We start from the raw sequence: 26,425 nt of genomic DNA on the forward strand, positions 1-26,425 counted from the left end.
AGCATGGACGCATGTCGAATTCCGTTTCCGATCCGGCCCGCGGGGCCGATGCCACGCCCGTGTTCCGTAATGCCACGGCCGACGATGTGCCCGCGCTGGTCGCGCTGGTGACGTCTGCCTACCGCGGCGAATCCAGCCGCATCGGCTGGACCACCGAAGCCGATCTGCTCGACGGCGCCCGTATCGATCCCGAAGTACTGCGCCAGGACATCGCGCGTGCCGACAGCCGCGTCGTCGTCATCGACGGTGCCGAGGGCCGTCCGCTCGCGTGTGCGCACGTGGCGATCGAGAACGGCTGCGGTTACTTCGGCATGTTCGCCGTCGATCCGGCCCTGCAGGGACGCGGCACCGGCGACGTGCTGCTGGCCGAGTGCGAGCGCATCGCACGGGAGACCTGGCAGCTGCCGACGATGCGCATGACGGTCATCGATGTCCGCGACGCGCTGATCGCCTGGTACGAACGCCGTGGCTATCGCCGGACCGGCATCCACAAACCGTTTCCCTATGGCGATACCCGCTTCGGCGTGCCGCTGCGCGACGACCTGCGGTTCGAGGTTCTGGAGAAGGCGCTGGAGGCGCGCGCATGAGCGCGGTCTGGACCTATGTCTGCGCGACCGACGCCCTACTGCCGGGCGAGATGCAGACCGCCTTCGACGACGTGACCGGCACGCCGATCCTCGTGTTCAACCTGGACGGCGACCTGTACGCGCTGGAGGACCAGTGCAGTCATGAGGACTTCGGACTGTCCAGCGGCGCGTTCGACGCGGCCGAGGGCTCGATCGAGTGCGTGCTGCACGGCGCCCGCTTCGACGTGCGCGACGGCCGTGCGTTGTGCGCGCCGGCATACGAGCCGGTGGTGAAATTTCCGGTCAAGCGAGAAGACGACGGCATCTGGACACGCGACGACCGCGATTGAAGCACTGCGCGCGGCGGTCTGCGGCATTCCAGACTGGAACCGGAATCGTTTTCGTTTGATCACGAGAACCATTCTCAACTAGAATCCCGCTGCTGGGCCTGTCTGCCCACAGGGGAATCTTCGTGCCGCAGGGCCGCCATCCAACGCCGGTGACCGGACTCACGCGCAGCGTTCGCCGCGTGCCGGCCGCTGTGTGTGCGCTGGTGCTGCTGCTGGCGATGCTGTGCGCCGCCACGCTGGCCACCGGCCCGGGCACGACGGTCGACGCCGCATCGGCCGGCCTGTCTGCAGCGCATCAGACGCAGGGCGACGAAACACCGCCTGCATCGTCCGGCGGCGATGCGACCGTCGCGTCACGTCGCGGCGCCATCGATCTGCTGGCTGTCAAGTCGATCCCGCACGCGCGGCCTGCCGCCTATCGCGTGATGCCACGCGCGCGACGCCGTCCACAGCTGCGCCGGCGCCGCGAGGCCCGTTCGCCGGACCGTTTCGATCCCGCACGCCGCCAGCATCGCGGGCGCGCTCCGCCCCGCTGATCCGTTTTCCGCGGGTGCCCTGCGCCCGCCCTGCCGCACGGCCGAGGCGTTCTGCCCGACCGGACCGGTCGCGCCCTTTGGCGCACAGCCCTACGCCCGATCAGGCGCCCTCGCAGGCCAGCCGCCGCCCGCCGCGTCCCGCACACCACACGAGACTTCCATGCACACGTCCATGCCGCTCCGCCGCACGCTGCTCGCTTCCGCCCTGCTGGGCCTGCTTTCGACGCCCGCGCTCGCCGCGACCGATGCCGCGCCCGATCCCCGGGATTTCGACACCATCGTCGTCACCGCTGCGGGCTTCGAGCAGAAGCTCACCGACGCGCCGGCCAGCATCAGCGTCATCACCCAGGAAGACCTGGCGAAGCGGCCGTACATCACCCTGCTGGATGCGGTGCGCGACATCGAAGGCGTCGACGTCGGCGAGACCCGCGACAAGACCGGCCAGGGCTCGATCTCGATGCGCGGCATGGGCTCGGATTACACGCTGATCCTCGTGGACGGCAAGCGCCAGAACAATCACGGCGACATCTACCCGAACAACTTCGGCGGCAACCAGTTCAACCACATCCCGCCGCTGGATGCGATCGAACGCATTGAAGTGATCCGTGGTCCGGCCTCCACGCTCTACGGCGCCGATGCGATGGGCGGCGTCATCAACATCATCACCAAGAAGGTGCTCGATGCGTGGCACGGCTCGGCGACGGTCAGCCGTTCGTTCGAAGACAGCGAGTTCGGCGACGACACCACGGCCGACCTGTTCGTCACCGGCCCGCTGGTGCCGGGCGTCCTCAACCTCAGCGCGCGCGCCAGCTGGTACGACCGCAACGCGTCCAATCCGGTCTACGCCCCGATCGTCGACCCCGATGGCGTGGAGCGCACCCGCGGCCTCGGCTTCGGCGGTGGTGGCAAGACGGTGGACAACACCAACAAGGCCGGCGGCATCACGCTGGCATGGATGCCGACCGACAACCAGAGCCTGACCTTCGACTACGACACCTCGCGCCAGGAATACGACAACGCGATCAAGATCAACGACCAGGGCGTCGAGGAATATCCGGTCGGCACCGTGGACAACATCAACAGCATCTTCACCGCCGGCAACTTCTGCAACGGCGCTGCGGGCGCCAATGCGGCGGCTTGCCGCACGAACGGCGGCACCTGGGCGCGCCGTGCGAATCCGCGCGTAGGTTACGGCCCGGTGCAGGAATTCACCCGCGATGCGTGGTCGCTGACCCACGAAGGTCGCTGGGGCTTCGGCAACAGCTTCGTCTCACTGTCGCACGTGGCGACCAACAACGACGGCCGCACCATGCCCTTCACCGTCGAAGAGCGCGGTGAGCTGCTGCAGATGATCGACGGCACCGGCCCCTACGCCGGCCTGCCGCTGGCCGAACGTCGCGCGCTGGCGGAATCGACTTTCCTGCCGCGCCCGAAGCGCACGCTGGAAAGCGCCCAGTACACGCTCGACGCCAAGCTCGACATCCCGTTCCAGCTGGCCGGCGAGCACACGGCAGTGATCGGCGCGCAGGTCATCCAGGGCGAACTGACGGACGGCATCTTCGGCATCGAAAGCGGCACGCCGGGCCTGAAGCAGGAGCACAACATGTACTCGCTGTTCGCCGAGGACACCTGGTACATCACCGCGCCCTTCGCACTGACCGCTGGCCTGCGCTGGGACGACCATGAAGTGTTCGGCAACCACCTCAGCCCGCGCCTGTACGGCGTGTACACCGTGAGCCCGCAGTGGACGGTCAAGGGCGGCGTGAGCACCGGTTTCAAGACGCCCAAGACCACCCAGCTTTATGACGGCGTAACCGGTTTCGGTGCCCAGGGCACGTCGCCGATGTTCGGCAACCCGGACCTGCAGCCCGAGACCAGTACCAGCACCGAGGTGGCGGTCTACTGGCAGAGCCCGGCCGGCCACAACTTCAACCTGACCTTCTTCCGCAACGAGTTCGAGGACAAGATCGCCTCGCAGCCCTGCGGACCGGGCACCACGCTCACCTGCACCGCGGCCGGCGAATACGCCGATATCGGATATGCGTCGAGCAGCCGGACGGTCAACATCGACAAGGTCGTGATCCAGGGCGCCGAAGTCGCCGGCCGCTGGGAGATCAGCGACGCGTTCGGCTTCCGCGCGAACTACACCTTCACCGACAGCGAGCAGAAGAGCGGCAGCGCGGCGGGCCTGCCGCTGGGCAACAGTGCACGGCACATGGCCAACGCCACGTTCGACTGGCAGGCCAGCGAGCGCTTCACGATGTTCCTGACCGCCGAGGCGCGTTCCAAGCGTTACCGCGACCTGCATGTGATCACGCGCGAACCGCTGTACTACAAGGATTACGAAGTCCTGCACCTGGGCGCGTCGTACAAGGTGTCCGAGGCGGTGACCCTCAACGGCCGGATCAACAACCTGCTCGATCGCGACTTCACCACCTACGACACCGAGTTCCGCGATCTCGACGGCGACCCGGGTTTCGACGGCACGAACGAGATCCTGTACTTCGACCACTACAACAACAAGGACAAGGCCCGCGGCCTCTGGCTGAGCGTCAACGTCCGCTTCTGATCCAGCCGGTCCAGACGACGCGCTGTGCGGTGCATGCCGCATGGCGCGTTGTCGTTTTGTAGTGCCGGATCGGCATCATGGGATGCTGGTTGGCGTTTTTGATTCGGCCTGACCGGATCGCGAAATCCAATTTGCGGCTCATTCGTGATCGGCAATCGGCCACGGCACGTTCGCGCGCCTGACACAGGTTCGCTACACCTGCGCGCATGACTGCTGTGCAGATCATCGACAGCGCCCTATGGCCCCATTGTCGAGAGATCAGCAACCGCCCATCGCCGCCTTCGAGTGCGTTGCAAGCCCTCGCTCCCACCGTGCGCGAGATCGCGGTGCCGTCCCGACATTGGCGACTGGGTCAGCGCTTTCTGGATCAGCTCTCGGCTCGACCGGATCCGAAACGGCCGGTCCCCAACTTCGAATACGCGGCGCGGCCGCGTCCCATCCGCGCGAGATTGCAGTGCTGCTCGTGACATCAGCGACCGCTTCGACGCGTCGTGGATCAGCTCGCAGCTCGATGCGGGTCAGCACGCGCTACCCATCAAGCGTGTGACGCGTGACGTGTCACGCACCAACACAACCGGTGTCGCGCATCCAATCAGCGACTGGTTAGGCGCTTCGGCGGCTGGCTTGCAATTCAATCTGGATCAGCGCCAGTTCGCTCTCCCTTCCAGGCGCGTGGCGCGTCTGCGCCCTGCCTGCGCCGAGATCGCAATGTTGCCCCATCTGAAGCACCGCACGGACCATTTCTTCGAGATCTCAGCGTTGCGGTTCGATCCGGGTCAGTCAGCAGCTCATCGCCACCTTCGAGTACATCGAGCGTCAGCGCTCGGCCCGCGCAGGACCGAGGTGACGCTCAGATGTCAGAAACCGGCTCAGCGCCTCGGGGATCAGCCTTCCGGTTCGATCCGGATCAACAGCAGCTCACCGCCACCTTCGAACGCATGGCGCGTCCGCACCTCGCCTGCACGCAGGATCGCAGTATCACCCATCGACAGCACTGGACCGTCGGTGCCGCCCGCAAGTCGCGCGTGGCCGGCCAGCACATGCACCACCCAGCAGCTGTCGGGATCAACGAACACCACCATCGATCCCACCAGGGGACGGTGCCAGGTCGACGTCTGGACCCGCTCGCGTCGCCACATGACGTTGAACACCTCGACCCGCCCGTCCACGAGCGCCGCCGAGATGCGTGCCTCTCCGGAAAAACGCAGACGTCCGAACGGCGGCGAAAGCAGCTGCGACGGCGCATTCTCGAACTGCAACGCCGCCCCCTGGCCGTGCAGCAACATGCATTCGCGCTCGACGCCTTCGAAGGTCGAAAACGGTCCGTCGCGGTCGATCTCGGCGATCGACAGTCGCCAGTGCCACGCGGGTGTCACGCCGTCGACGGCATCCAGTGGTCCCGTCGCAATCTCCCGCGTCCAGCCCGCCCCGTTGTGCCATCGCACGCGGCGGTACTCGTTCGCGGGAATCAGCTGCACGTGATCGGAATGCAGGGCGGCGTCCATCGCCCGATTCTACGCGCGGCCCTGGGTGCTCGGCTGGCCGAGCGGCATTGGATGCCAGTGCACAACGAGGCGCGAAGCACCTTCTTCCGCGCGCGAACAAAAGTGCGAGCGCGTGCAGGCCTGAACCCGGGTTAGTACGAAGGATACGGACTGTCCGCGAACATCCGTCCCGCTCGATGGCTTGGGCAGCGATGCAGGCCCAACAACCCAATGACTCGATGACTCGATGACTCGAAGGGCCGGCGACCCCGCGGCCCGACGGCACACTGCCTTCTCAGTGAGCACTCGAACGGAACCACAGGCCAGACACAAAATCGCCCACCTGCGCATCCCTGCGAGGCGGGCGATACATACGTCCTTGTAGATGGCGTCCTGCCGATCTTGGGAGCGTCCCTGCTCCTGAACCGCCGTCGGCACTCCTGTGCCGGCGGCAGAGACACGTGGATCAGCGTTACGGTGCCGACCGGGAAGGCGCAGCTGCCGATTTGGCTGCGGCGCTCGTCGCCGGTGCACGCTGCGCGGTCGCTGCGGTCGCACGCTGTGCCGGCGCTGTTGCCGCCCGGGCCGCGGTGGCTCCGACTTCGATCCGCTCCCGATTCACCTCGACCGTCCGCAGACCGATGCCTTTCACCGACGCCAGCTGTTCGATGCTGCGGAACGGTCCGTTTTCCTGGCGATAGGCGACGATGGCTTCGGCTTTCGCGTCACCGACGTTGTGCAGCACACGCGCGAGCGTGGCGGCGTCCGCGGTGTTCACATTGACCTTTTCCCCGGTGCCGGCGGCGAATGCAGATCCCGCCAGCAGAAACGACAAGCACAACGACGCAACGAGCGATACGAACGTTTTCATGGCCTAAATCCTTGGCAGATGGGTGGATTCCTTTCCCGACTGGCGAATCAATTCGTCCTTGCCGGTACTGCCAGTCTTCCCAACGCCATGAACACAGCCTATCCGGCGCTCCAGCCTGCAGGAGCCGGTGAACCCCCCGCGCCCGTGTAGGAAAAATCCGAATGCGGGCCCGCGATACAATCGCGTTTTGCCGTTTGGAGCTGCCCATGGATACCCGCCGCACAGAGCAGTTCGTCGCCCGGCTGTGGGACGACCAGATCGTGCCCCAACTGGTCGAGTACATCAAAATCCCCAACAAGTCGCCGATGTTCGATGCCGACTGGGTGGTCAACGGCTACATGGAACAGGCCGTGGACCTGATGACCGGCTGGGCCGAAGCGCAGGCCATTCCCGGCATGCAGCTCGAAGTGGTCCGCCTTGAAGGTCGCACCCCGCTGATCCTGATCGAAATTCCGGCGGCGAACGGTGGCAGCAACGACGACTGCGTGCTGCTCTACGGACATCTCGACAAGCAGCCGGAAATGACCGGCTGGGATGAGGATCTGGGCCCTTGGAAGCCGGTGCTTCGTGACGGCAAGCTCTACGGACGCGGCGGCGCCGACGATGGCTACGCGATCTACGGCTCGCTGACCGCAATCCTGGCGTTGCACGAGCAGGGCCTGCCGCATGCGCGGTGCGTGGTGCTGATCGAGGCCTGCGAAGAATCCGGCAGCTACGACCTCCCTGCCTACGTCGACCATCTGGCCGACCGGATCGGCAAGCCTTCGCTGGTCGTCTGCCTGGATTCGGGCTGCGGCAATTACGACCAGCTCTGGTGCACCACCTCGCTGCGTGGCCTGACCGGTGGCAACCTGACGGTCAAGGTGCTGGACGAGGGCGTGCATTCGGGCGATGCCTCGGGGGTGGTGCCGTCGAGCTTCCGCCTGCTGCGCCAGTTGCTGTCGCGCATCGAGGACGAGGACACCGGACGAATCCGTGTCGATGGCCTGCATGCCGAGATCCCCGCCGAACGTCTGGAACAGGCGCGGCGCGCGGCCGACGTGCTGGACACCGAGATCTACGACAAGTTTCCGCTCACCGGCGATCTGCAGCCCATGTTCTCCAAGGATGATCAGGGCGCGGCGTCGGCGGATTTGTCCGAGCTGGTCCTCAACCGCACGTGGCGGCCTGCGCTGTCGGTGACGGGCGTGGACGGCATTCCGTCGTTGCAGTCGGCGGGCAACGTGCTGCGTCCGCATACCGCGGTCAAGCTGTCGCTGCGCCTGCCGCCCACCGTCGACGGCAAACGTGCGGGCGAGCTGCTGCAGGACGTGCTGCTGCGCGACCCGCCCAATGGCGCGACCGTCACCCTCGTGCTCGAGAAGGCGGCCACGGGCTGGAACGCACCCGCGCTGGCGCCGTGGCTCGGCAAGGCCATCGACGAGGCCAGTCAGGCCTTCTTCGACCGGCCGGCGATGTATATGGGCGAAGGCGGCTCGATCCCGTTCATGGGCATGCTGGGCGAGAAATTCCCCGGCGCCCAGTTCATGATCACCGGCGTCCTCGGCCCGCATTCCAACGCGCATGGCCCGAACGAGTTCCTGCACATCGAGATGGGCAAGCGCGTGACCAGCTGCGTGGCGCGCGTGCTCACGGAACATCACCAGGCGTCCCTGCGCGGCGAAACCACGGGGTCTGCAGTCGCTGCCGACAGCGGTACTCGTCACGGCGCGCACGGCTGCTGCTGAGCACCGGACCGACTACTGGACTGACGGCGGTCGTTTCCGCCGTCGTTCGTCCATTGCGACCTGCTCGACGAGCCCGTCGGACCTGAGGCCACGATCCCGGTGGCTTGCGACCAAGCTCGCACACGCCGCTGCGAGGGCTGCGCATGCGCGTACGCGCGAACGGACGCCGTCGCACGAGCGGCGGGCGCGCTGCCGCCCGTCGCGGTAAGGTGACGCTGCACCGGAGGACCCCGTAAATGCTGCGATGGCTGTCGATCGTCGGGTGTGTCGTCCTGCTCGCGTCCGGTGCGGCGCAGGCGCGGGAGACCGTGCTCCACAACGCGTCCTACGACCCGACCCGCGAGTTCTACGTGGACTACAACCGCATGTTCGCCACCTGGTGGCGGCAGCAGCGCGGTGAAGACATCGAGGTTTCGATGTCGCACGGCGGCTCCGGGGCACAGGCTGATGCGATCCTCGCCGGCCAGCTCGCGGATGTGGTGAGCCTTGCCACCGCGGGCGATGTGGATCGCCTCGCAGCTGCCGGCCTGTTGGCAGTCGACTGGCGCGAGCGTCTGCCGCAGCGCAGCGCGCCGTACACCTCGACGGTCGTGTTTCTGGTGCGCAGGGGCAATCCGAAACGGATCGCCGACTGGGGCGATCTGGCCCGCGACGACGTGGATGTGGTCACGCCCGATCCCAAGACATCCGGCGGCGGGCGTTGGGCCTATCTCGCCGCCTGGGCCTGGGCGTCGCGCGAATATCGCGATGGCGGCCAGGTGCTCGCCTACATGCGCCGGCTGTTCGCCAATGCCGTGGCCTCGCGGGCCGGCGCGCGCGGCGCCACATTGGCGTTCGTCGGCGAAGCGCACGGCGACGTGCTGCTGGCATGGGAGAACGAAGCACTGCGTCAACTGACCGACCCGGAGCGCAACCAGGCGTTCGAGATCGTCTACCCGTCGCTCAGCATCCGCGCAGAGCCGGCTGTCGCCGTGGTCGACCGGAACGCGGACCGCGACGGCGTCCGTGCACTGGCCGACGCGTATCTGCAACATCTCTATGCGCCGCCCGCGCAGAGCCTCGCGGCGCAGCATCACTATCGGCCGACGCGTCCCGAGGCGGTGCCGGCGTCGTTGCGGGCGCGCTTCCGTGCAATTCCGATGGTCGACATCGACAGTGCATTCGGTGGCTGGCCGCAGGCGCAGGCCGTGCATTTCGCCGACGGCGGCCTGTACGACCATATCGCGGCGCCGCGCTGACACCACCTGCCGTGCATCGCCACCGCCGGTTACGCTACGGTCCCGCCATCGCGACGGTGCGACCACTGCGCATCGTGCGCGATCCGCACCTGGAGACCCGACCACGATGCAGGCACTGATCTTCGCCGCCGGCCTCGGTGAGCGCATGCGGCCGCTGACCGACCACACGCCCAAGCCGCTGCTGGTGGCAGGCGGCAAGCCGCTGATCGTCTGGCATCTGGAGAAGCTCGCCGCGATCGGCGTGCGCGATGTCGTCATCAACGTGTCCTGGCTCGCGGACCGTTTCGAACCGGGGCTCCGCGATGGCGGCCAGTGGGGACTGCGCCTGCATTACTCGGACGAAGGCGCGCCGCCGCTCGAAACCGGTGGCGGCATGCTGCACGCGCTGCGGCTGCTCGGCGATGCGCCGTTCATCGCCGTCAACGGCGATATCTGGAGCGATTACGACTTCGCGCAGTTGCCGGCCGAACCGGACGGCGATGCGCATCTGGTGCTCGTCGACAATCCGGCGCACAACCCCGCCGGTGATTTCGCGCTCGTCGACGGTCGCGTGCAGAGTGAGGGCACGGCGCGATCCACGTTCGCCGGCATCGGCGTATACCGCCCCGCCCTGTTGCGCGACTGGCGCGCGATCATCGGCGACGCACCTGGTGCCGATGCCCGGCCGCCGCGGTTCAAACTCGCGCCCCTGTTGCGCGCGGCGATGACGCACGGACGCGTGACCGGCACGCACCACGCGGGGCGCTGGACCGATGTCGGAACGCCGGCGCGGTTGGCGCAGCTGGATGCGGCCCTGGCGTAGGCGGATCCGCGAACGGATACGACAGGCGCCGCGATCCATCACGGGGATGGGTGCGCCCGCCTTGCAGAAGTCAGGCGCCCGGAGGTGTCATCGCCGTGCGCACGCACGCCGCACCCACGCTCAGTCCAGCGCCAGCACCTGACGCACGAACGGCACGGTCAACCGACGTTGCGACGCCAGCGATGCGTGATCGAGGCGGTCCAGCAACGCGGTGAGTGCGGGGAGATCGCGATCGTGGCGACGCAGCAGCCAGTCGATGGTCGCAGCGTCGACCTGCAGGCCACGGCGTTCGGCGCGCAGGCGCAGCAGGTCGTGGCGCCCGGCGTCGTCGAGCCCGGACAGCGGCACGCGGATGCATTGGCCCAGCCGCGAACGCAGATCCGGCAGGCCCAGGGCGAGTGCGTCCGGCGACGCGGACGCGGTGTAGAACACCGCGCGGCCGGCGTCGTGCATCCGGTTGTGCAGGTCGAACAGCGCGATCTCGTCGTCGCGGTCGCCGGCGATGGCATCCACGTCGTCGATCGCGATCAAATCGTGTCCATCGAGCGCCTGCGCGGCGTCGCGCAAGCGACCGGCAATGCCGCGCAGCGGCAGATAGACCGCACGCCGGCCGAGCCGGTCGGCTTCCGCGCAGAGGGCAATCGCGAGGTGGGTCTTGCCGGTGCCCGCCGCGCCTTCGACATAGAGCCCACGCCGCGCGCCGGCCAGCGCGAAGTCGCGTAGCTGGGGGATCAGCGCGGCATCGTCGGCGACGAAGGTTTCGAGCCGCTGATCCGGCGGATACCGGAGCACCAGCGGCAGCTGGGGCGATGGACCACTCATGTCCGACTCAACGCTCGCCGTCCGTGCCCTTGGTGTCGGTGACGATGATCACCGGACGCTGGCCAGCGCCTGCGATCTCGATCTCCGGCGCATCGCCCGCATACAGGCGACTGTGGGTGTAACGCTCGTGCGCGTAGCGCAGCAGGACATTGGCCACGGCCGCCACCGGCAATGCCAGCAGCATGCCGAGGAAGCCGAACAGCTGCCCACCGGCCAGCACGGCGAAGATCACCGCAACCGGATGCAGGCCGATACGGTCGCCTACCAGGCGCGGCGTCAGCACGTAGCTCTCGACCAACTGGCCGATGGTGAACACCACGCCGATCAGGATCAGCAGCTGCCAGTCGAAACCCTGGGCCTGCACGATGGCCGCGATCAGCGCCAGCAGGATGCCGACGGTCGCGCCGAGATACGGAATGAAGCTGATCAGGCCGGCGATCATGCCGATCAGCAGACCCAGGCGCAGGCCGACGACCGACATGCCGACCGCATAGATCGCGCCCTGCCCCAGCATCACCAGGAACTGCCCGCGCAGGAAGCCACCGAGCGACTCGCTGGTCTCGCGCGCCAGCCGCGTCGCGGTGACGATGTGATCGCGCGGAATCAGCGCGGCGACGCGGTCGACCAGCAGGTCCCAGTCGCGCATGAAGTAGAAGGCCAGGATCGGCACCAGCACCAGATTGATGACCAGCGCGAGGATCGCGAAACCCGAGCGCGACACGTAGGCGAGCACCGTCGCCGCAACACCGCCGGCCTGCTGCCAGTGGCCGCGGATCAGTTCGATCAGGCGCTCGGTATCGAGCCACGACACCACTTCATAGCCGGTGCGCTGTTCGATCCACGGCAGCGCCGTGCCGAGCAGCCAGTCGCGGTATTCCGGCAGGCTGTCGATCAGCGTGACGATCTGCCGCTCGATCATCGGCACCAGGATGATCAGCACCAGCGCCAGCAGCAGCGTCATCAGCAGGAACACCAGCGTGACCGCGACCGCGCGCGACCGGCCGCGACGCTCGAGCCGGTCGACCAGTGGATCGCCGAGCCAGCCCAGCAGCAGCGCCAGCACGAAGGGCGTCAGGATCGGGCCGAGCAGCCAGATCACATAACCCACGGCAAACGCCACCAAGCCCCATTGCAGGCGCTTGAGGAACCGCGCGATGTCGACGTTCGCGGGATCGGTCTGGATCATCGGGAGGTCCTGGCGCTGGACGTCAGCGCAGATGGAAGACGGGCGTAACGCCCTCGATGTTGCCGTCCGCTTCGACCAGCACCTGCTCGTCCGCCATGCGCCGGAAGCCGGTCAGGCCGGTGAGCAGATCCAGTTCCACCTCGAGACCCAGGGGTGTGGCGCGGACCGGGCGTACGCCGCGCACCACCGACATGCGCTGCAGCTGGGCCGACAGGCGGATGAAGTCCGCACTGCTGTTGATGCCGGTGAACACGATCGCCTGCACGCCGGGCGTGCCGGCCGGGCTGGCCTTGGCATAGCGGCGGGTCAGCGCATCGGCCGCACCGTCGGCGCCGCCGGGCAACAGGCGTCGCGCGTCGTCGCCGGTGTCGCTCCAGCGCGACAGCACGCGTCCGCCGTCGACGAAGATCCAGTCCGCCTTCCAGCTGCTGCCGTCGCGGTACAGCTTGCCGATCAACTGCATCGGGGGGTTGTAGCGGGCGGAGATGCGCGCGATCGAGGCGGTGTCACCGCGCCAGATCGCACCCACGGCGGCCTGTTCGGCCGCGCTGCCACCGGGCAGACCCAGGCGGTAGCCGCGTTCGACTGCGCGCTGCAGCACGGGACGCGCGACGTTGCTCTGCTGCAAGGCCACCAGACGCGGGCCGGAGCCGTCATCGATCGCCAGCCACAGCACCGGCTTGGGGCGCGGGTCCGGCCAGATCGGCAGACCCAGGGCGGACGCAATCGCGTCCACGTCGTCACGGCGGTACCGCACGACCAGCGTGGTGGTGAAGGTGGGCGACCCGCGCGAGGAGACGCCTTCGTCCTGGCGGTAGTCGTAGCCCTCGACATACTGCTGCGCGCGACGCAGTTCCTGCGACACGCCCGGACGCTGGGCGGCGCTCCGGTCACCGGACAGCTTGCCCAGCACCTGGGCCAGGCCACGCGCGAATCCCGCCTCGCGCTCGTTCTCGCTCTGGCTGCGCACCGGAATCTCGGCCGAGTACAGGCCCGTCCCTTCGGCCCGGTCACCCTCGACGCGCTGCGCAGAGGCAGTGCCGGCCAGCAGCAGCGCGGCAAGCAGCCACACCATCATTCCCAACACGCGATTCGGGCGGTACATCCGGTGGATCCTGGACAGGGGCATTCGACGCGGGATGGTGCCACAAACGACGCCACCGGTCCGTGGAGCGGCGCGCCGCGGGGACGGCCGCACCCGCGTGCGGCTGTTAGAATCCGCGTTCTTTCCGCCACGTGACGGCCACCGTGACCGCCCCCACTCCCCTGACCTATCGTGACGCAGGCGTCGACATCGACGCAGGCAACGCCCTCGTCGAACGCATCAAGCCGCTGGTCAAGCGCAGCTTCCGTCCCGAGGTCATGGGTGGCCTGGGCGGCTTCGGCGCGCTGTTCGACCTGTCCGGCAAGTACCGCGAGCCGGTGCTGGTCTCCGGCACCGACGGCGTGGGCACGAAGCTCAAGCTCGCCCAGCAGCTGGGCCGGCACGACACCATCGGCATCGACCTGGTCGGCATGTGCGTCAACGACGTGCTGGTGCAAGGCGCGGAGCCACTGTTCTTCCTCGACTACTTCGCCACCGGCAAGCTCGACATCGACACCACGGCCGCGGTCATCGGCGGCATCGCCCGCGGTTGCGAGCTCTCAGGCTGCGCGCTGATCGGCGGCGAAACCGCCGAGATGCCGGACATGTACGCGATCGGCGAGTACGACCTCGCCGGGTTCACCGTGGGCGCCGTGGAGAAATCGGAACTGCGCGACGGCTCTGCCGTGCGCGCGGGTGACGTGCTGATCGGCATCGCGTCCAGTGGCCCGCATTCCAACGGGTATTCGCTGATCCGGCGCATCTACGACCGTGCCGGTCGACCGACCGATGTCGAAGTCGGCGGCGTGCCGCTGGTCGACGCACTGATGGCGCCGACGGCGCTGTACGTGAAGCCGGTGCTGGAACTGCTGCGCAGCGACCTCGGCCCGCATCTGCATGCGATGGCCCACATCACCGGCGGCGGCCTGACCGAGAACATCATCCGCGTCATCCCAGACGGCCTGGGCCTGTCGATCGATGCGTCGTCGTGGCCGCTGCCGCCGGTGTTCGAGTGGCTGCAACGCGAAGGCGCGGTCGCCGATCACGAGATGTGGCGCACGTTCAACTGCGGCATCGGTTTCGTACTGGCGGTGCCGGCCGATGCGGTCGGCGACTTCGACCGCGCGCTCGATGGCCTGGGCCTGGCCCACTGGTCCATCGGCGAGGTCGTGACTGCCGACGACGGAGCCGAGCGTGTCCGCATCGGTTGATGCGACCGGCGTGACCGTTCGCGATCCGGGAGTGACACTTCAGAACCTGCCCGCGTCGGCTGCGCGCCAGCCGCGTGGACATCGCTGACATGCCCTTGCGCATCGCGGTGCTCGCCTCCGGGCGCGGCAGCAATCTGCAGGCGATCCTGGATGCGATCGCAGCAGGCTCGCTGGATGCAGAGATCATCGGCGTCTGGTCCGATCGCCGCGATGCGGTCGCATTGGAACGCGCACGTCTTGCTGGCATTCCCGCTGCTGCGATCCGTCCGCGCAACTACGCGGACCGCGGCGCGCACGATGCAGCGCTCTTCGGCGCGGTGGATGCGGCCGGGCCCGACCTCATCGTCTGCGCCGGCTACATGCGACTGATCGGCGCCGCGGCGGTGAATGCCCGCCCGGGTCGCATGATCAACATCCACCCGTCGCTGCTGCCGCTGTTCAAGGGGCTGCACACCCATCAGCAGGCGATCGACGCCGGCAGCGTCGAACACGGCGCCAGCGTGCACGTGGTGACGGCCGACCTCGACGGCGGCCCGGTGCTGGCACAGGCGCGGGTGCCGGTGCAGCCGGATGATGATGCGGACCGGCTGGCGGCCCGGGTGCTGGCCCGCGAACATCCGCTGCTGCTCGAAACGCTGCGGACGATCGCCTCCGGTGCCCTGGACCTGCAGGCGGCACCGGTGCGGATGAACGGCCAACCGCTGGCCGCGCCGCTTCAGCTGGCAGCCAACAACCGCTTCGCATGATGGCGACCTTATGCGCCCTGCCCTTCTGCTCACCGGACTGCTGATCGTCGCGTGTCCCGCGGCAGCGGCCGAGTTGCGCCCGTTCGTCGCAACGTACGAGGCGTGGTACCAGGGCAAGGCAGCCGGCGCAGCGACGATGCAGCTGCAGCCGCAGGGTACGCAGTGGGAGGTCGGCCTCGATATCCGCGGCAACCGCGGCTTCGCCGGCATCCTCGGCCTCAACCTCACGCAGAGCACGGTGTTCGACGTCGCCAACGCGGTCTATCGCCCGCTGCAGCAGTCGACCACCCGCAAGGCGGCGGTGTTATTCAACCGGCGGGTCAGCGGCGTCTACGACTGGACGCGCAACATCGCGCAATGGACCGGCGACCTGAAGAAGACCCGGCAGCAACCGGTCGCGCTGGAGCCCGGCGACATGAGCGCGCTGCTGATCAACCTGGCGGTCGTGCGCGATGCCGCGCCCGGTGTGGCCCTTCGCTACCGTTTCGTCGATGGCGGCCGCGTGCGCGAATATCTCTACCAGGCGGCTGCGGAAGCGGAGATCGTGCCGCTCGGCGAGATGAGCTATTCCGCCCTGCGTGTTTCACGAACCAATGGCGGCAACGACGAGATGATCATCTGGATCGCGGACGGCGTGCCGACGCCGGTGCGGATCCTGCAACGCGAAGACGGCGAGGACGCGGTGGACCTGCGTCTTGTCGAATACCAAGGAGCACTTTGATGAACCTGCAAGTCCTGAAGTCCCGCCCGGCCAAGCTGTGCGCCGTGGCCCTGCTCGCGCTCGCGGCTTTGCCGGCGTTGGCGATCGAGCCGTTCAACGCCACCTACCAGGCCAATTTCATGGGCATGCGGGCCGAGGCGAACATGACGCTGGCGCGCGAGACCGGCAACCGTTGGACCTACGGCATGCAGGTCGCCGGCGCCGGCGCGCGCATGCAGCAGACCACCGTGTTCGAGGCCACCGGCGAGCAATGGCGCCCGATCTCCAGCAGCGATTCGCAGCGCGGCGAATCCGGCCTCGCAGCGATGCTGATGAAGAACCGCGAACTCAACACCACCTACGACTGGACGGCGGGCGAGGCGCGCTTCTCGGGCGACGTACGCGATGGCCAGAGCGCACCCGTGAAGCTGCAGACCGGCGATCTCGACGGCATGCTGATGAATCTGGTGCTGGTGCGTGACGTGCAGGCCGGCAAGTCGCCGCTGCGCTATCGCCTGGTCGAGGATGGTCGCAGCAAGCGCCAGGTGTTCGAGCGCGAGGGCACGGAGGCGGTAACGGTCGGCGGTCGCACGCTGCAGGCGACGAAGGTCGTGCGCACGGATGGACGTCGCCAGATCGTGGCCTGGATCGTCGACGATCTGCCGGTTCCGGCGCGTCTGCTCCAGCGCCGCGACGGCAAGGACCACATCGACATGCGTCTGCAGTCGGTCAACTGAGTCCGGACAAGCGTTGATGTCTACAGAAAAGCCCCGCGATTGCGGGGCTTTTCGTTTGCGCCGGTGCCTGACGGCGGATCAGGGCGTGGCGCCGGCGGGCGTGGTCCGGCATTCCATGCGGATCACCTCGTCGCTGCGCCGCCAACGGTATTCCACGCACTCGCGGGCGCCGTCGACGGTCTTCGACGCGGAGACGGAGAAGAAGCCCTGCAGGATCTCCGTCCGCGTCAGCTGTCCGTCCTCGTTCCAGTCCATGTCCTTGAACGACATGCCACTGAGCGCCGCCGCGCCGAGCAGCTGCAAACACCCCAGCACCAGCAGCACCACGGCGATCGTGGCGAACAGTGCGATGCGCCGGTTCGACATCCGTCCGCGGAACGCCATCGTCAGGACTCCCGGCGGATGCGCGCGCCCAACGCCGACAGCTTCCGCTCGATGTGCTCGTAGCCGCGGTCGAGGTGGTAGATGCGATCGATCGTGGTGTCACCGTCGGCGACCAGACCGGCGAGGATCAGTGAAGCCGAGGCCCGCAGATCCGTGGCCATCACCGGCGCGCCGCTGAGACGGCCGACACCGGTCACCGACGCACGCGGCCCGTCGATGGCGATGTCCGCGCCGAGGCGCATCAGCTCGTTGACGTGCATGAACCGGTTTTCGAAGATCGTCTCGTCGATGCTGCCCGTGCCGTCGGCGATGCAGTTGAGCGCCATGAACTGCGCCTGCATGTCGGTCGGAAATCCGGGATGCGGCGAGGTCACGATGTCGACCGCGCGTGGGCGTCGGCCCTGCATGTCGACGGTGATCGCATCGCCGTCGATGGCGACGTCGGCGCCGGCCTGGCGCAGCTTGTCGAGCACCGCGCCCAGCGTTTCGGGGCGCGTCGCCGTCGCGGTCACGCGCCCGCCGGTCATCGCCGCCGCCACGAGGAAGGTGCCGGTCTCGATCCGGTCGGCGATCACCGCATGGCGCGCCCCGTGCAGCGAGGCCACGCCGCGCACTTCGATCCGCGAGGTCCCGGCGCCGCGGATGTCCGCGCCCATCGCGACCAGGCATTCGGCCAGGTCCACGATTTCCGGTTCGCGGGCCGCGTTGTCGATCAGCGTCGTGCCCTCGGCCAACGTGGCCGCCATCAGCACGTTTTCGGTAGCACCGACACTGATCGTCTCGAACACCACATGGCCGCCGCGCAGCCGCTCGGCCTGCGCACGGATGAAACCGTGTTCGACGGTGATCGTCGCGCCCAGCGCTTCGAGCGCCTTGATGTGCAGATCCACCGGGCGCGCGCCGATCGCGCAACCACCGGGCAGCGAGACTTCGGCGGCGCCGAACTTCGCCAGCAGCGGCCCGAGCACCAGCACCGATGCGCGCATCGTGCGGACGAGTTCGTAGGGCGCGACGTGGCTCTGCACGCTGCGCGGATCCACGATCACCCGCGCACCTTCGATGTCGTGTTCGACACCGGCGCCCAGGCCTTCGAGCAGCTTGATCGTCGTCAGCACGTCGTGCAGGTACGGCACGTTGCCGATCTCGACCGGCGCATCGGCCAGCAGCGTCGCGCAGAGGATCGGCAATACGGCGTTCTTCGCGCCGGAGATGCGGACTTCGCCGTCCAGCGTCGCGCCGCCTGACACCACGATCCGGTCCATCAGGCGGTGGCTCCGCCAGAGCGCGCGTGCTCGTCGGGTGTGAGCGTGCGCAGGGCCAGCGCGTGGATCTCGCCGCCCATGCGCTCGCCGAGGGTGGCGTAGACCATGCGGTGGCGCGCAAGCGGCAACTTGCCGGCGAATGCAGGCGAAACGACCAGCGCCTCGAAATGCACGCCGTCGTCGCCCTGCACGTGGACCACGGCGTCGGGCATCCCCTGCTGGATCAGGTGGGTAATGGTCTGGGTATCCAAGAATTCGGTCCTGTGACCGCGCTGCCGGGCCGTGAACGTCGTCTCGCGCAGGTGAAGCGCGGGTGAGCCGTCATCGCCGACGCCGCCGGTCGCGGGGCATTCACGGCGGGAAGCGCATAAAATGAACGGCTTAGCCTAACGGAAAAGCCCCTTGCCGGATATGGTCGAAAATGTGGTGCCACCCGCGTCCGCCGCCTTCTCGTTCGCCGACAGCGGACGCCGTGTGTTCGCGACCGAGGTCGATGGTCTGCAGGCCGTCGCTGCCCGCCTCGACGGCGATTTCAGTGCGGCCTGTGCGCGCATGCTCGAGTGCCGCGGACGCGTGGTCTGCACCGGTATGGGCAAGTCGGGACACGTGGCGCGCAAGATCGCCGCGACGCTCGCTTCGACCGGCACGCCGGCGTTCTACGTCCATCCGGGCGAGGCCGGGCATGGCGATCTGGGCATGATCACCGATGCCGACGTCGTGCTCGCGCTGTCGTACTCGGGCGAATCGGACGAGATCCTGATGCTGCTGCCGGTGCTGAAGCGCCAGGGCAATGCGCTGATCGTGATGACCGGCCGGCCGGCCTCCACGCTGGCCACTGCGGCCGACGTGCATCTGGACATCAGCGTGCCCGCCGAAGCCTGCCCGCTGGCCCTTGCGCCGACGACGAGCACGACTGCGTCCTTGGCGATGGGCGATGCACTGGCGGTCGCGCTGCTCGAGGCCAAGGGCTTCACCGCCGACGACTTCGCACGTTCGCATCCCGCTGGCGCACTGGGCCGGCGTCTGCTGCTCCACATCCGCGACGTCATGCACGGGGGCGACGAGATTCCCGAAGTGACGGCCGAGGCCTCGCTGGCCGATGCCCTGCTGGAGATGAGCCGGAAGCGCCTGGGCATGACCGTCGTCGTCGACGACGCGCGCCGCCTGATCGGTCTGTATACCGACGGCGACCTGCGACGCACGCTGACCGACCCGGCCATCGACGTGCGCAACGCGCGGATCGCCGATGTGATGACCCGGAATCCGACTGCAGTCGATGCCGATGCGCTGGCGGTGGAGGCCGCACGGTTGATGGAAACCCGCAAGATCACGATGCTGCCGGTGATCGACGGCGACCGTCGCGTCGTCGGCGCCCTGAACATTCAGGACCTGTTGCGCGCGCGCGTGGTGTAACCCTTCCCTATTCATGGACCGACAGACCCCGATGCCCGAGTTGCCGCTGGATGCCGCCTTCGTCCACGTTCCTGCCGATATCGTCGCGCGCGCCCGCCGCGTGCGACTGGCCTGCTTCGACGTGGACGGCACCCTGACCGACGGCGCCCTCGCCTTCGACAGCGATGGCCGCGAACTCAAGACCTTCCATGTCCACGACGGCCAGGGCCTGGTGCTGCTGCGCAAGTGCGGCATCGCGGTGGTCCTGGTCACGGCGCGGCCCGGCGGCATCGTCGAACGCCGCGCGCACGATCTCGGCATCCAGGCGCATGTGCATGTCGCCGACAAGCGCGCCCAGGTGGATGCGCTGCGCGAGTCGCTGGGCCTGGACGCGGACGCGGTCGCCTTCATGGGAGACGATCTCGCCGATGTCGGCGTGATGCGGACGGCGGGGCTGGCGGTCGCACCGGCCGATGCGCATCGCTGCGCGGCCGATGTGGCCCACTGGCAGACGACTGCACGCGGCGGCCGTGGCGCCGGCCGTGAGCTCTGCGATCTGATCCTGCATGCCCAGGGCCGGCTGACCGACATCCACGCCGATGGGCGCGTGTCGTGAACTGGCGCATCACCCTCACCCTGGTGCTGCTGGCCGGCGCGCTGCTGTCCGGCTGGTCGGCATGGCAGCAGCAGGACGCCCTGGGGCCGGAGACGACGACCGACGGCCGCACCGATTACCTGCTGCGCGATTTCGATCTCGTCGCGCTCGACAACGCAGGCCAGGAAGCGTTCTCCGTGGCCGCGCCGCAGCTGCAGCAGACGCCCGGCGCCCGCACGCTGGAGCTGGAGACGCCCGTCTTCCACATTCCGGCCGAAGACGGCAGCGGACGCTGGACCGTGGTCTCGCAGACCGGATGGGTCTCCGAAGACAACGAGGAAGTGCGCCTGCGCGGCGACGTCGAGGCGACCAGTCCGGACGGCGCGCCGCGGCCCACCACCATGCGGACCGACGCGCTCGACATCTTCCCCCAACGTAACCAGGCCGCCACCGATGTGGCCGTGGCCGTCGACCAGCCCGGCACTACAATGCAGGGCATCGGCATGCGTGCCGACCTCGATTCGGGACGGATCGAGCTTCTCTCCCAGGTGAGATTCCGCAATGACCCCAATTCCCGTCGCTAGGCTGCTGCTGCTCGCGATCGCGCTGGTTCCTGCCGCGGTCGCTGCGAAATCGTCCGACCGCAACCAGACGCTGTCCGTCGATGCCGGCGGCAGCGACTGCTCGGTCAGCAACGAGGCCCTGCCCTGCCTGTTCACCAACGGCGTGACGATCACCCAGGGCACGCTGGAGATCCAGTCCACACGCGCCGACGTGCGCCGCCTCAATGGCGAGTTCCAGCGCGTCATCCTCACCGGCGGGCCGGTGAAGATGAAGCAGCAGATGGACGATGGCGGATGGGTCGATGCGACCGCCGGCCAAGCCGACTACAACATGTCCAGCGACACCGTGGTGCTGACCGGCGACGCGATCGTCAACCAGCCCGGTCGGGGCCGCATGGAAGGCCAGCGCATCGTCTACAACATGGCGTCCGGCCAGGTGCAGGGTGGCGGCGAAGGCCAAGGCCGCGTGCGCATGCAGTTCGAACCGCGCAACCGCACGCCTGCACAGCCCGCGCCCGCCGGCGGCCAGGGCGGTCGCTGATGCTGGTCGTCGAGGGGCTGCGCAAACGTTACAAGCAGCGCGAGATCGTCAAGGATTTCGGGCTGACGCTCGAATCCGGCGAAGTCGTCGGGTTGCTCGGCCCCAACGGCGCCGGCAAGACCACCTGTTTCTACATGATCGTCGGCCTGGTGCCGGCGGACGCCGGGCGCATCGTGCTCGACGGCCGCGACATCACCGCCGAGCCCATGTACACCCGCGCCAAGCGCGGCGTCGGTTATCTGCCGCAGGAGCCGTCGGTGTTCCGCAAGCTCAGCGTGGCCGACAACATCATGCTGGTGCTGGAACTGCGCGAGGATCTCGATTCGGACGGGCGGCGCAAGCAGCTGGCCGAGCTGATGGACGAGCTGCAGATCAGCCATGTGGCCGACCAGGCCGGCGCCAGCCTGTCCGGCGGCGAGCGTCGCCGCGTCGAGATCGCCCGTGCACTGGCGGCCAATCCGCGCATGATGCTGCTCGACGAACCCTTCGCCGGCGTCGATCCGATCTCCGTCGGCGAGATCCAGCGCATCGTCACGCACCTCAAGGAACGCGGCATCGGCGTCCTGATCACCGATCACAACGTCCGCGAGACCTTGGGAATCTGCGACCGGGCGTATATCCTCAGTGACGGCGGGGTACTTGCGCAGGGGGCTCCAGATGCGCTGCTCGCCAACCCCGATGTGCGTCGCGTCTATCTCGGTGATTCCTTCAGGCTGTAGTGGTCGCGCGCACCCGGTCACGGATTTCCGGGAACGATGAAGCCACGTCTGCAGACATCGCTGGGGCAACACCTGGTCCTGACGCCGCAGTTGCGTCAGGCGCTGCATCTTCTCCAGCTCTCGACGGTGGAGCTGGACGCGGAAATCGCGGCGGCGGTGGAAAGCAATCCACTGCTCGACTGGGAAGAACCCGCCTCCCTCTCCGTACCGTCCACCGATCGCACGACCGCGACCGACACGCAGGCGGCGCAGGACGATCGCGAACGCACGCCCGAGCGCGACGACAGCGACGGTGACGCCCATACATGGGAAGGCGGCGACGACGGCTGGCACGACCGCGGCGGCGGACAGGGCGGCAGCGATCCGGACGCCGACGGCGATCCCGCCGATCGCATGGTGCAGAACGAAAGCCTGCGCGATCACCTGACCTGGCAGTTGCACCTCAGCCCCATGTCGCCGCGTGACCGCAACATCGGCATCGCGCTGATCGACGCCATCGACGACGACGGCTATCTGCGCGAATCTTTGGACGACATCGTCGGCGTGCTGCGGCCGGACACGCACGTGGGTACGGCCGAAGTCGCCATGGTGCTGTGCCGGATCCAGCGCTTCGATCCACCCGGCGTGGGCGCGCGCGATCTCGGCGAATGTCTGCGCCTGCAGCTCGATACGCTGCCGGCCGAAACCCCCGGGCGTGCCCAGGCGCTGCGCGCGGCCTGCGAACACATCGAACGCCTGCCCAAGCTCGGTGTCGGCGGACTGGCCGATGCGCTGGGCTGCAGCGTCGAGGACGCCGAAACGGCCCTGCAGCTGCTGCGCGGCCTCGACCCCAAGCCGGGCGCGCAGATCGGCAACGTGCCCCACGACAACTACGTCACGCCCGATTGCGTGATCGTCCGCCAGAACGGCGTCTGGCGCGTGTCGCTCGCGTCCGGCCACTCGCCGCGACTGACCATCCATCGCGGCTACGAACAGATGATCCAGCACGCGGGCACCAGCGATGCCGGCTACATGCGTGGACGCCTGCAGGAAGCGCGCTGGCTGCTCAAGAATCTCGAGGCACGCGGCGAGACGCTGCTGAAGGTCGTGCGCTGTCTGGCGCGCCAGCAGTCGGGCTTCCTCGAGTTCGGCAAGCGCGCCCTGCGCCCACTGACGCTGCGCGAGGTCGCCGAAGAGATCGGCATGCACGAATCCACCGTGTCGCGCGCGGTCGCACGCAAGTACGTGCACACGCCGCGCGGCACGCTGTCGCTGAAGGACTTCTTCGACTCCGGCATCGGCACCGAAGGCGGCGGCGAAGCATCGAGCACCGCGATCCAGCAGATGATCCGCAGCCTCGTCGACGCCGAGGATCCGCGCAAACCCTTGTCGGACGCGCGCCTGGCCGATCTGCTGAAGACGTCCGGCGTGCCGGTCGCCCGACGGACGGTCGCCAAGTACCGCGAAGCGCTGCACATTCCCTCATCGCACGAACGCGTTCGCATCGCCTGAACTTCCGCTTCCCTACGGTGGTCACAGAGACGCAACCGGTGCTTGCACCAGGCCCCGGTCGCGCTACTCTGACCTGGATCGCCCGCGTCGATCGCCGGCGATCCTTCCCACTGTTGAAGGAGGTTGCCGATGCATGTCGAGACCCATGGCCACCAGATCGAGGTGACGCCCGCGCTTCGCGACTACGTGGACACCAAGTTCCAGAAGCTGTCCAAGCATTTCGATCGCCCGTTGGACGTGCGCGCCCAGCTCAGCCTCGAGAAACCGCACCACAAGGCCGAGGCTACGGTGCTGATCGCGGGCAAGACGATGCACGCCGATGCCACGGCATCCGACATGTACGCCGCGATCGACCAGTTGGCCGACAAGCTCGATCGCCTGCTGGTCAAGCATCGCAAAAAGGTCGTCGACCATCATCGCGGCGAGAACCCTGCACGCGACGGAACTTTCGGATAGGCTTCCGCTCCACGTTCCCGCCCGGGCCCGCGCAGCATGCCCTTCTTCGATCTGCTCTCTGCAGACCGCATCGTGATGCTGGTTGCACCCGGTTCCCGTGACGTGGTCCTGGACTCGGCTGCCCGCCTGCTGGCGGGCAATTCGCCGACCACCACACCGGTGCTGGCCCAGGCGCTCCGCGATCGCGAGCAGCTGGGCAGCACCGGCATCGGACGCGGTGTCGCCATCCCGCATGCGCGTACCAGCGCGTTCCGCGAGCCACGCGCCGCGTTCCTCCGCCTTTCGCATCCCATCGATTTCGGCGCCAGCGATGGCCAGCCGATCGATCTGGTGTTCGCGATGTGCGTGCCCGACCATCTGGTCGAGCAGCATCTGCAGACCCTGTCGGGCCTGGTCGAGCGTTTTTCGGATCCCGAGTACCGCGACGCACTGCGCGGTGCCGGCGACCTGCCCCGCCTGCGCAGCCTGCTGCTCGATCCCGCCGCCCAGCCCGCGTCGGTCTGAGCGATGAACGCGAGCATCCAGGCGCAGGAACTCTACGCGCAGCTGCAGGAACGCCTCAGCCTCCGCTGGCTGGCCGGCCAGACTGGCGGCAACCGCACGATCGAATCGGTCGAGACCGTCGCGCGGCGTCCGTCGCTGGCCGGCTATCTCAACATCATCTATCCCAACAAGGTGCAGATCCTCGGCACCGAGGAACTGGCCTGGCTCGACGGCCTTGACTCGCGCCTGCGCTGGGAAACCATCGAACGGATGATCCAGTACCGGCCGCTCGCGCTGGTCATCAGCAAGGACCAGCCCTGCCCCGAGGACCTGCGGGAAGCGGCCGAGGAATCGCAGACGCCGCTGTGGATCTCGCCCAACCGCGGCCATGAACTGCTGAACCTGATGCAGTACCACCTGGCGCGTGTGCTGGCGCCGCGGATCACCCTGCACGGGGTGTTCATGGAGGTCTATTCGATCGGCGTGCTGATCACCGGCGAGTCCGGTTCCGGCAAGAGCGAACTGGCGCTGGAGCTGATCACCCGCGGCCATCGTCTCGTCGCCGACGACGCACCCGAGTTCACCCAGATCGCGCCGGACGTGCTCGACGGCGCCTGCCCGGAACTGCTGCAGGATCTGCTCGAACTGCGCGGCCTCGGCGTGCTCAACATCCGCGAGATGTTCGGCGACACCGCGGTCAAGCGGAACAAGTATCTGCGCCTGATCGTGCATCTCGCACGTCCCAATGCCGACACGATGGCCGCTGACGCCGATGGCATGGTGCGCCTGACCGGCGATCTCGGAATGCGCCGGGTGCTGGATCTCGACGTACCGCTGATCACCCTGCCGGTCATGCCGGGTCGCAACCTCGCGGTGCTGACCGAGGCGGCCACCCGCACCCACATTCTGCGCAGCAAGGGCCTCGATCCGGCCGCCGCCTTCCTCGCCCGGCATTCGCATTTCCTCGAGCGCAGCGCGCCATGAGCGAGCCCGCGCCGCCGATGCTGTACGTGGTGAGCGGACTGTCCGGCAGCGGCAAGTCGGTCGCGCTGCGCACGTTCGAGGATCTGGGCTTCTACTGCGTCGACAACCTGCCGGCCGGCATGCTGGCCGACTTCGTCGCCAACGTGACCCGGGCGGATGACCCGCCGCAGCGGCTCGCGGTCGGCATCGATGTCCGCAACCGGCACACCGACCTGTCGAAGGTGCCGACCTGGCTGTCGGAAGTCGGCCGTCTCGGCCTCGATCCGCGTCTGGTGTTCTTCGAAACCGGCGACGAAGTCCTGCTGCGCCGCTTCGCCGACACGCGCCGGCGGCATCCGCTGGGCCGCGCCGGCCTGTCGCTCGCCGATTCGATCACGCTGGAGCGCACCCTGCTGCGACCGCTGCGGGCGCTGGCCGACCGCGTCATCGACACCAGCGACCTCAACGTCCATCAGCTGCGCCGGCGCATTCTCACCGAGCTGGAACTGGCCGACGACGATTCGGTCTCGTTGCTGTTCGAATCCTTCGCGTATCGCCGCGGCGTACCGGCGGATGCGGATTTCGTGTTCGATGCCCGCGCGTTGCCGAACCCGCACTGGGATCCGCGCATGCGCCCGCTGTCGGGACGCGACGTCGATGTGCGGACCTGGTTCGAGGGACACGACGATGTCGGCGAATACGCGGCCCAGGTCGCGCAGTTCCTCGACACCTGGCTGCCGAAGATGCGCAGCGCGACGCGCAGCTACGTCACCGTGGCCTTCGGCTGCAGCGGCGGACGCCACCGCTCGGTCTATCTGGCCGAACGCCTGGCCCGCCATGCCCGCGAACAGGGCTGGCGCGACGTGGCGACGTATCACCGCGAACTGGACTGACGCGTCGGCGCGCGACGCACGCGCCTGATGTGCGCCCGGTCCGGCGACGCAGAG

General features: G+C 68.0%; 29 protein-coding genes. 21 read left to right on the top strand and 8 right to left on the bottom strand.

Going from position 1 to position 26,425, the window contains the following annotated elements:
• Positions 1-11: 11 nt before the first annotated feature.
• The 4 genes from AC3A5K_RS05545 (at position 12) to AC3A5K_RS05560 (ending at position 4,021) form a co-directional block, all read left to right on the top strand.
• Positions 12-587: a GNAT family N-acetyltransferase gene (locus AC3A5K_RS05545; RefSeq protein ID WP_487616524.1), complete on the top strand. Its 576-nt coding sequence runs from the start codon at positions 12-14 to the stop codon at positions 585-587.
• Entirely contained in the window at positions 584-916 is a 333-nt protein-coding gene (locus AC3A5K_RS05550) for a non-heme iron oxygenase ferredoxin subunit (RefSeq protein ID WP_487616525.1), read from the top strand. The genes AC3A5K_RS05545 and AC3A5K_RS05550 overlap by 4 nt, the downstream gene beginning before the upstream one ends.
• A 122-nt stretch (positions 917-1,038) precedes the next feature.
• Complete coding sequence (locus tag AC3A5K_RS05555; protein ID WP_487616526.1) at positions 1,039-1,452, top strand: hypothetical protein; 414 nt, start codon at positions 1,039-1,041, stop codon at positions 1,450-1,452.
• Positions 1,453-1,612: 160 nt separating this feature from the next.
• Entirely contained in the window at positions 1,613-4,021 is a 2,409-nt protein-coding gene (locus AC3A5K_RS05560) for a TonB-dependent receptor domain-containing protein (protein ID WP_487616527.1), read from the top strand.
• A gap of 884 nt (positions 4,022-4,905) precedes the next feature.
• Here the strand turns inward: AC3A5K_RS05560 and AC3A5K_RS05565 are convergent.
• Both AC3A5K_RS05565 and AC3A5K_RS05570 read right to left on the bottom strand, forming a co-directional pair.
• Positions 4,906-5,526 carry a HutD/Ves family protein gene (locus AC3A5K_RS05565; protein WP_487616528.1) on the bottom strand — a complete coding sequence of 207 codons (621 nt, stop codon included), beginning with the start codon at positions 5,524-5,526 and terminating at the stop codon, positions 4,906-4,908.
• Positions 5,527-5,977: 451 nt separating this feature from the next.
• A complete protein-coding gene (locus AC3A5K_RS05570; RefSeq protein ID WP_487616529.1) occupies positions 5,978-6,376 on the bottom strand; it encodes a ComEA family DNA-binding protein in 399 nt (132 codons plus the stop codon).
• Between the two features lie 206 nt (positions 6,377-6,582).
• On the opposite strand from AC3A5K_RS05570, the gene AC3A5K_RS05575 reads away from it, so the two are divergent.
• The 3 genes from AC3A5K_RS05575 (at position 6,583) to murU (ending at position 10,143) form a co-directional block, all read left to right on the top strand.
• Positions 6,583-8,103 carry a M20 family metallopeptidase gene (locus AC3A5K_RS05575; RefSeq protein ID WP_487616530.1) on the top strand — a complete coding sequence of 507 codons (1,521 nt, stop codon included), beginning with the start codon at positions 6,583-6,585 and terminating at the stop codon, positions 8,101-8,103.
• A gap of 236 nt (positions 8,104-8,339) precedes the next feature.
• Complete coding sequence (locus tag AC3A5K_RS05580; protein WP_487616531.1) at positions 8,340-9,341, top strand: sulfate ABC transporter substrate-binding protein; 1,002 nt, start codon at positions 8,340-8,342, stop codon at positions 9,339-9,341.
• A gap of 106 nt (positions 9,342-9,447) precedes the next feature.
• On the top strand, positions 9,448-10,143 hold the full coding sequence (gene murU / locus AC3A5K_RS05585) for an N-acetylmuramate alpha-1-phosphate uridylyltransferase MurU (protein WP_487616532.1): 696 nt from the start codon (positions 9,448-9,450) through the stop codon (positions 10,141-10,143).
• Between the two features lie 120 nt (positions 10,144-10,263).
• Here murU and hda read toward each other — a convergent pair whose 3' ends face one another.
• The 3 genes from hda to AC3A5K_RS05600 are packed head-to-tail and all read right to left on the bottom strand — an operon-like array spanning position 10,264 to position 13,256.
• On the bottom strand, positions 10,264-10,965 hold the full coding sequence (gene hda, locus AC3A5K_RS05590; protein ID WP_487616533.1) for a DnaA regulatory inactivator Hda: 702 nt from the start codon (positions 10,963-10,965) through the stop codon (positions 10,264-10,266).
• 7 nt (positions 10,966-10,972) lie between these two features.
• Positions 10,973-12,151: an AI-2E family transporter gene (locus AC3A5K_RS05595; protein WP_487616534.1), complete on the bottom strand. Its 1,179-nt coding sequence runs from the start codon at positions 12,149-12,151 to the stop codon at positions 10,973-10,975.
• A gap of 22 nt (positions 12,152-12,173) precedes the next feature.
• On the bottom strand, positions 12,174-13,256 hold the full coding sequence (locus AC3A5K_RS05600; RefSeq protein WP_487616535.1) for a DUF2066 domain-containing protein: 1,083 nt from the start codon (positions 13,254-13,256) through the stop codon (positions 12,174-12,176).
• A 143-nt stretch (positions 13,257-13,399) separates the two neighbouring features.
• Between AC3A5K_RS05600 and purM the strand changes: the two genes are divergently transcribed.
• The 4 genes from purM (at position 13,400) to AC3A5K_RS05620 (ending at position 16,629) form a co-directional block, all read left to right on the top strand.
• Positions 13,400-14,446, top strand: coding sequence for a phosphoribosylformylglycinamidine cyclo-ligase (gene purM / locus AC3A5K_RS05605; RefSeq protein WP_487616536.1), 1,047 nt, complete (start codon positions 13,400-13,402; stop codon positions 14,444-14,446).
• Positions 14,447-14,520: 74 nt separating this feature from the next.
• Entirely contained in the window at positions 14,521-15,192 is a 672-nt protein-coding gene (gene purN, locus AC3A5K_RS05610) for a phosphoribosylglycinamide formyltransferase (protein ID WP_487616537.1), read from the top strand.
• A gap of 10 nt (positions 15,193-15,202) precedes the next feature.
• Positions 15,203-15,913 carry a DUF3108 domain-containing protein gene (locus AC3A5K_RS05615; protein WP_487616538.1) on the top strand — a complete coding sequence of 237 codons (711 nt, stop codon included), beginning with the start codon at positions 15,203-15,205 and terminating at the stop codon, positions 15,911-15,913.
• Positions 15,913-16,629, top strand: coding sequence for a DUF3108 domain-containing protein (locus AC3A5K_RS05620; RefSeq protein ID WP_487616539.1), 717 nt, complete (start codon positions 15,913-15,915; stop codon positions 16,627-16,629). Before AC3A5K_RS05615 ends, AC3A5K_RS05620 begins: the two co-directional genes overlap by 1 nt.
• Before the next feature lie 78 nt (positions 16,630-16,707).
• Here the strand turns inward: AC3A5K_RS05620 and AC3A5K_RS05625 are convergent, their stop codons facing one another.
• The 3 genes from AC3A5K_RS05625 to AC3A5K_RS05635 are packed head-to-tail and all read right to left on the bottom strand — an operon-like array spanning position 16,708 to position 18,526.
• The gene (locus AC3A5K_RS05625; protein ID WP_487616540.1) at positions 16,708-17,013 is read right to left on the bottom strand and encodes a hypothetical protein; all 306 of its coding nucleotides are present in this window, start codon (positions 17,011-17,013) and stop codon (positions 16,708-16,710) included.
• Between the two features lie 2 nt (positions 17,014-17,015).
• Positions 17,016-18,275, bottom strand: coding sequence for a UDP-N-acetylglucosamine 1-carboxyvinyltransferase (gene murA, locus AC3A5K_RS05630; RefSeq protein ID WP_487616541.1), 1,260 nt, complete (start codon positions 18,273-18,275; stop codon positions 17,016-17,018).
• On the bottom strand, positions 18,275-18,526 hold the full coding sequence (locus tag AC3A5K_RS05635; RefSeq protein WP_487616542.1) for a BolA family protein: 252 nt from the start codon (positions 18,524-18,526) through the stop codon (positions 18,275-18,277). Before AC3A5K_RS05635 ends, murA begins: the two co-directional genes overlap by 1 nt.
• Before the next feature lie 160 nt (positions 18,527-18,686).
• Between AC3A5K_RS05635 and AC3A5K_RS05640 the strand changes: the two genes are divergently transcribed.
• The 10 genes from AC3A5K_RS05640 (at position 18,687) to rapZ (ending at position 26,371) form a co-directional block, all read left to right on the top strand.
• Entirely contained in the window at positions 18,687-19,688 is a 1,002-nt protein-coding gene (locus AC3A5K_RS05640) for a KpsF/GutQ family sugar-phosphate isomerase (RefSeq protein WP_487617059.1), read from the top strand.
• 31 nt (positions 19,689-19,719) lie between these two features.
• Positions 19,720-20,283 carry a KdsC family phosphatase gene (locus tag AC3A5K_RS05645; RefSeq protein WP_487617060.1) on the top strand — a complete coding sequence of 188 codons (564 nt, stop codon included), beginning with the start codon at positions 19,720-19,722 and terminating at the stop codon, positions 20,281-20,283.
• Positions 20,280-20,846: an LPS export ABC transporter periplasmic protein LptC gene (lptC, locus tag AC3A5K_RS05650; RefSeq protein ID WP_487616543.1), complete on the top strand. Its 567-nt coding sequence runs from the start codon at positions 20,280-20,282 to the stop codon at positions 20,844-20,846. Before AC3A5K_RS05645 ends, lptC begins: the two co-directional genes overlap by 4 nt.
• Positions 20,824-21,366 (top strand): lipopolysaccharide transport periplasmic protein LptA, encoded by a 543-nt coding sequence (lptA, locus tag AC3A5K_RS05655; protein ID WP_487616544.1) that lies wholly within the window; start codon positions 20,824-20,826, stop codon positions 21,364-21,366. Before lptC ends, lptA begins: the two co-directional genes overlap by 23 nt.
• Complete coding sequence (gene lptB, locus AC3A5K_RS05660) at positions 21,366-22,085, top strand: LPS export ABC transporter ATP-binding protein (RefSeq protein ID WP_487616545.1); 720 nt, start codon at positions 21,366-21,368, stop codon at positions 22,083-22,085. The genes lptA and lptB overlap by 1 nt, the downstream gene beginning before the upstream one ends.
• Before the next feature lie 36 nt (positions 22,086-22,121).
• On the top strand, positions 22,122-23,576 hold the full coding sequence (locus AC3A5K_RS05665; protein ID WP_487616546.1) for an RNA polymerase factor sigma-54: 1,455 nt from the start codon (positions 22,122-22,124) through the stop codon (positions 23,574-23,576).
• Positions 23,577-23,705: 129 nt separating this feature from the next.
• Positions 23,706-24,032 (top strand): ribosome hibernation-promoting factor, HPF/YfiA family, encoded by a 327-nt coding sequence (gene hpf, locus AC3A5K_RS05670; protein ID WP_487616547.1) that lies wholly within the window; start codon positions 23,706-23,708, stop codon positions 24,030-24,032.
• Positions 24,033-24,068: 36 nt separating this feature from the next.
• A complete protein-coding gene (locus AC3A5K_RS05675) occupies positions 24,069-24,536 on the top strand; it encodes a PTS sugar transporter subunit IIA (protein WP_487616548.1) in 468 nt (155 codons plus the stop codon).
• Between the two features lie 3 nt (positions 24,537-24,539).
• The gene (hprK, locus tag AC3A5K_RS05680; protein WP_487616549.1) at positions 24,540-25,499 is read left to right on the top strand and encodes an HPr(Ser) kinase/phosphatase; all 960 of its coding nucleotides are present in this window, start codon (positions 24,540-24,542) and stop codon (positions 25,497-25,499) included.
• Positions 25,496-26,371 carry an RNase adapter RapZ gene (gene rapZ, locus AC3A5K_RS05685; protein WP_487616550.1) on the top strand — a complete coding sequence of 292 codons (876 nt, stop codon included), beginning with the start codon at positions 25,496-25,498 and terminating at the stop codon, positions 26,369-26,371. Before hprK ends, rapZ begins: the two co-directional genes overlap by 4 nt.
• Positions 26,372-26,425 lie beyond the last annotated feature (54 nt).

It is taken from the genome of Luteimonas sp. Soil_C_5 (genome assembly GCF_057656615.1).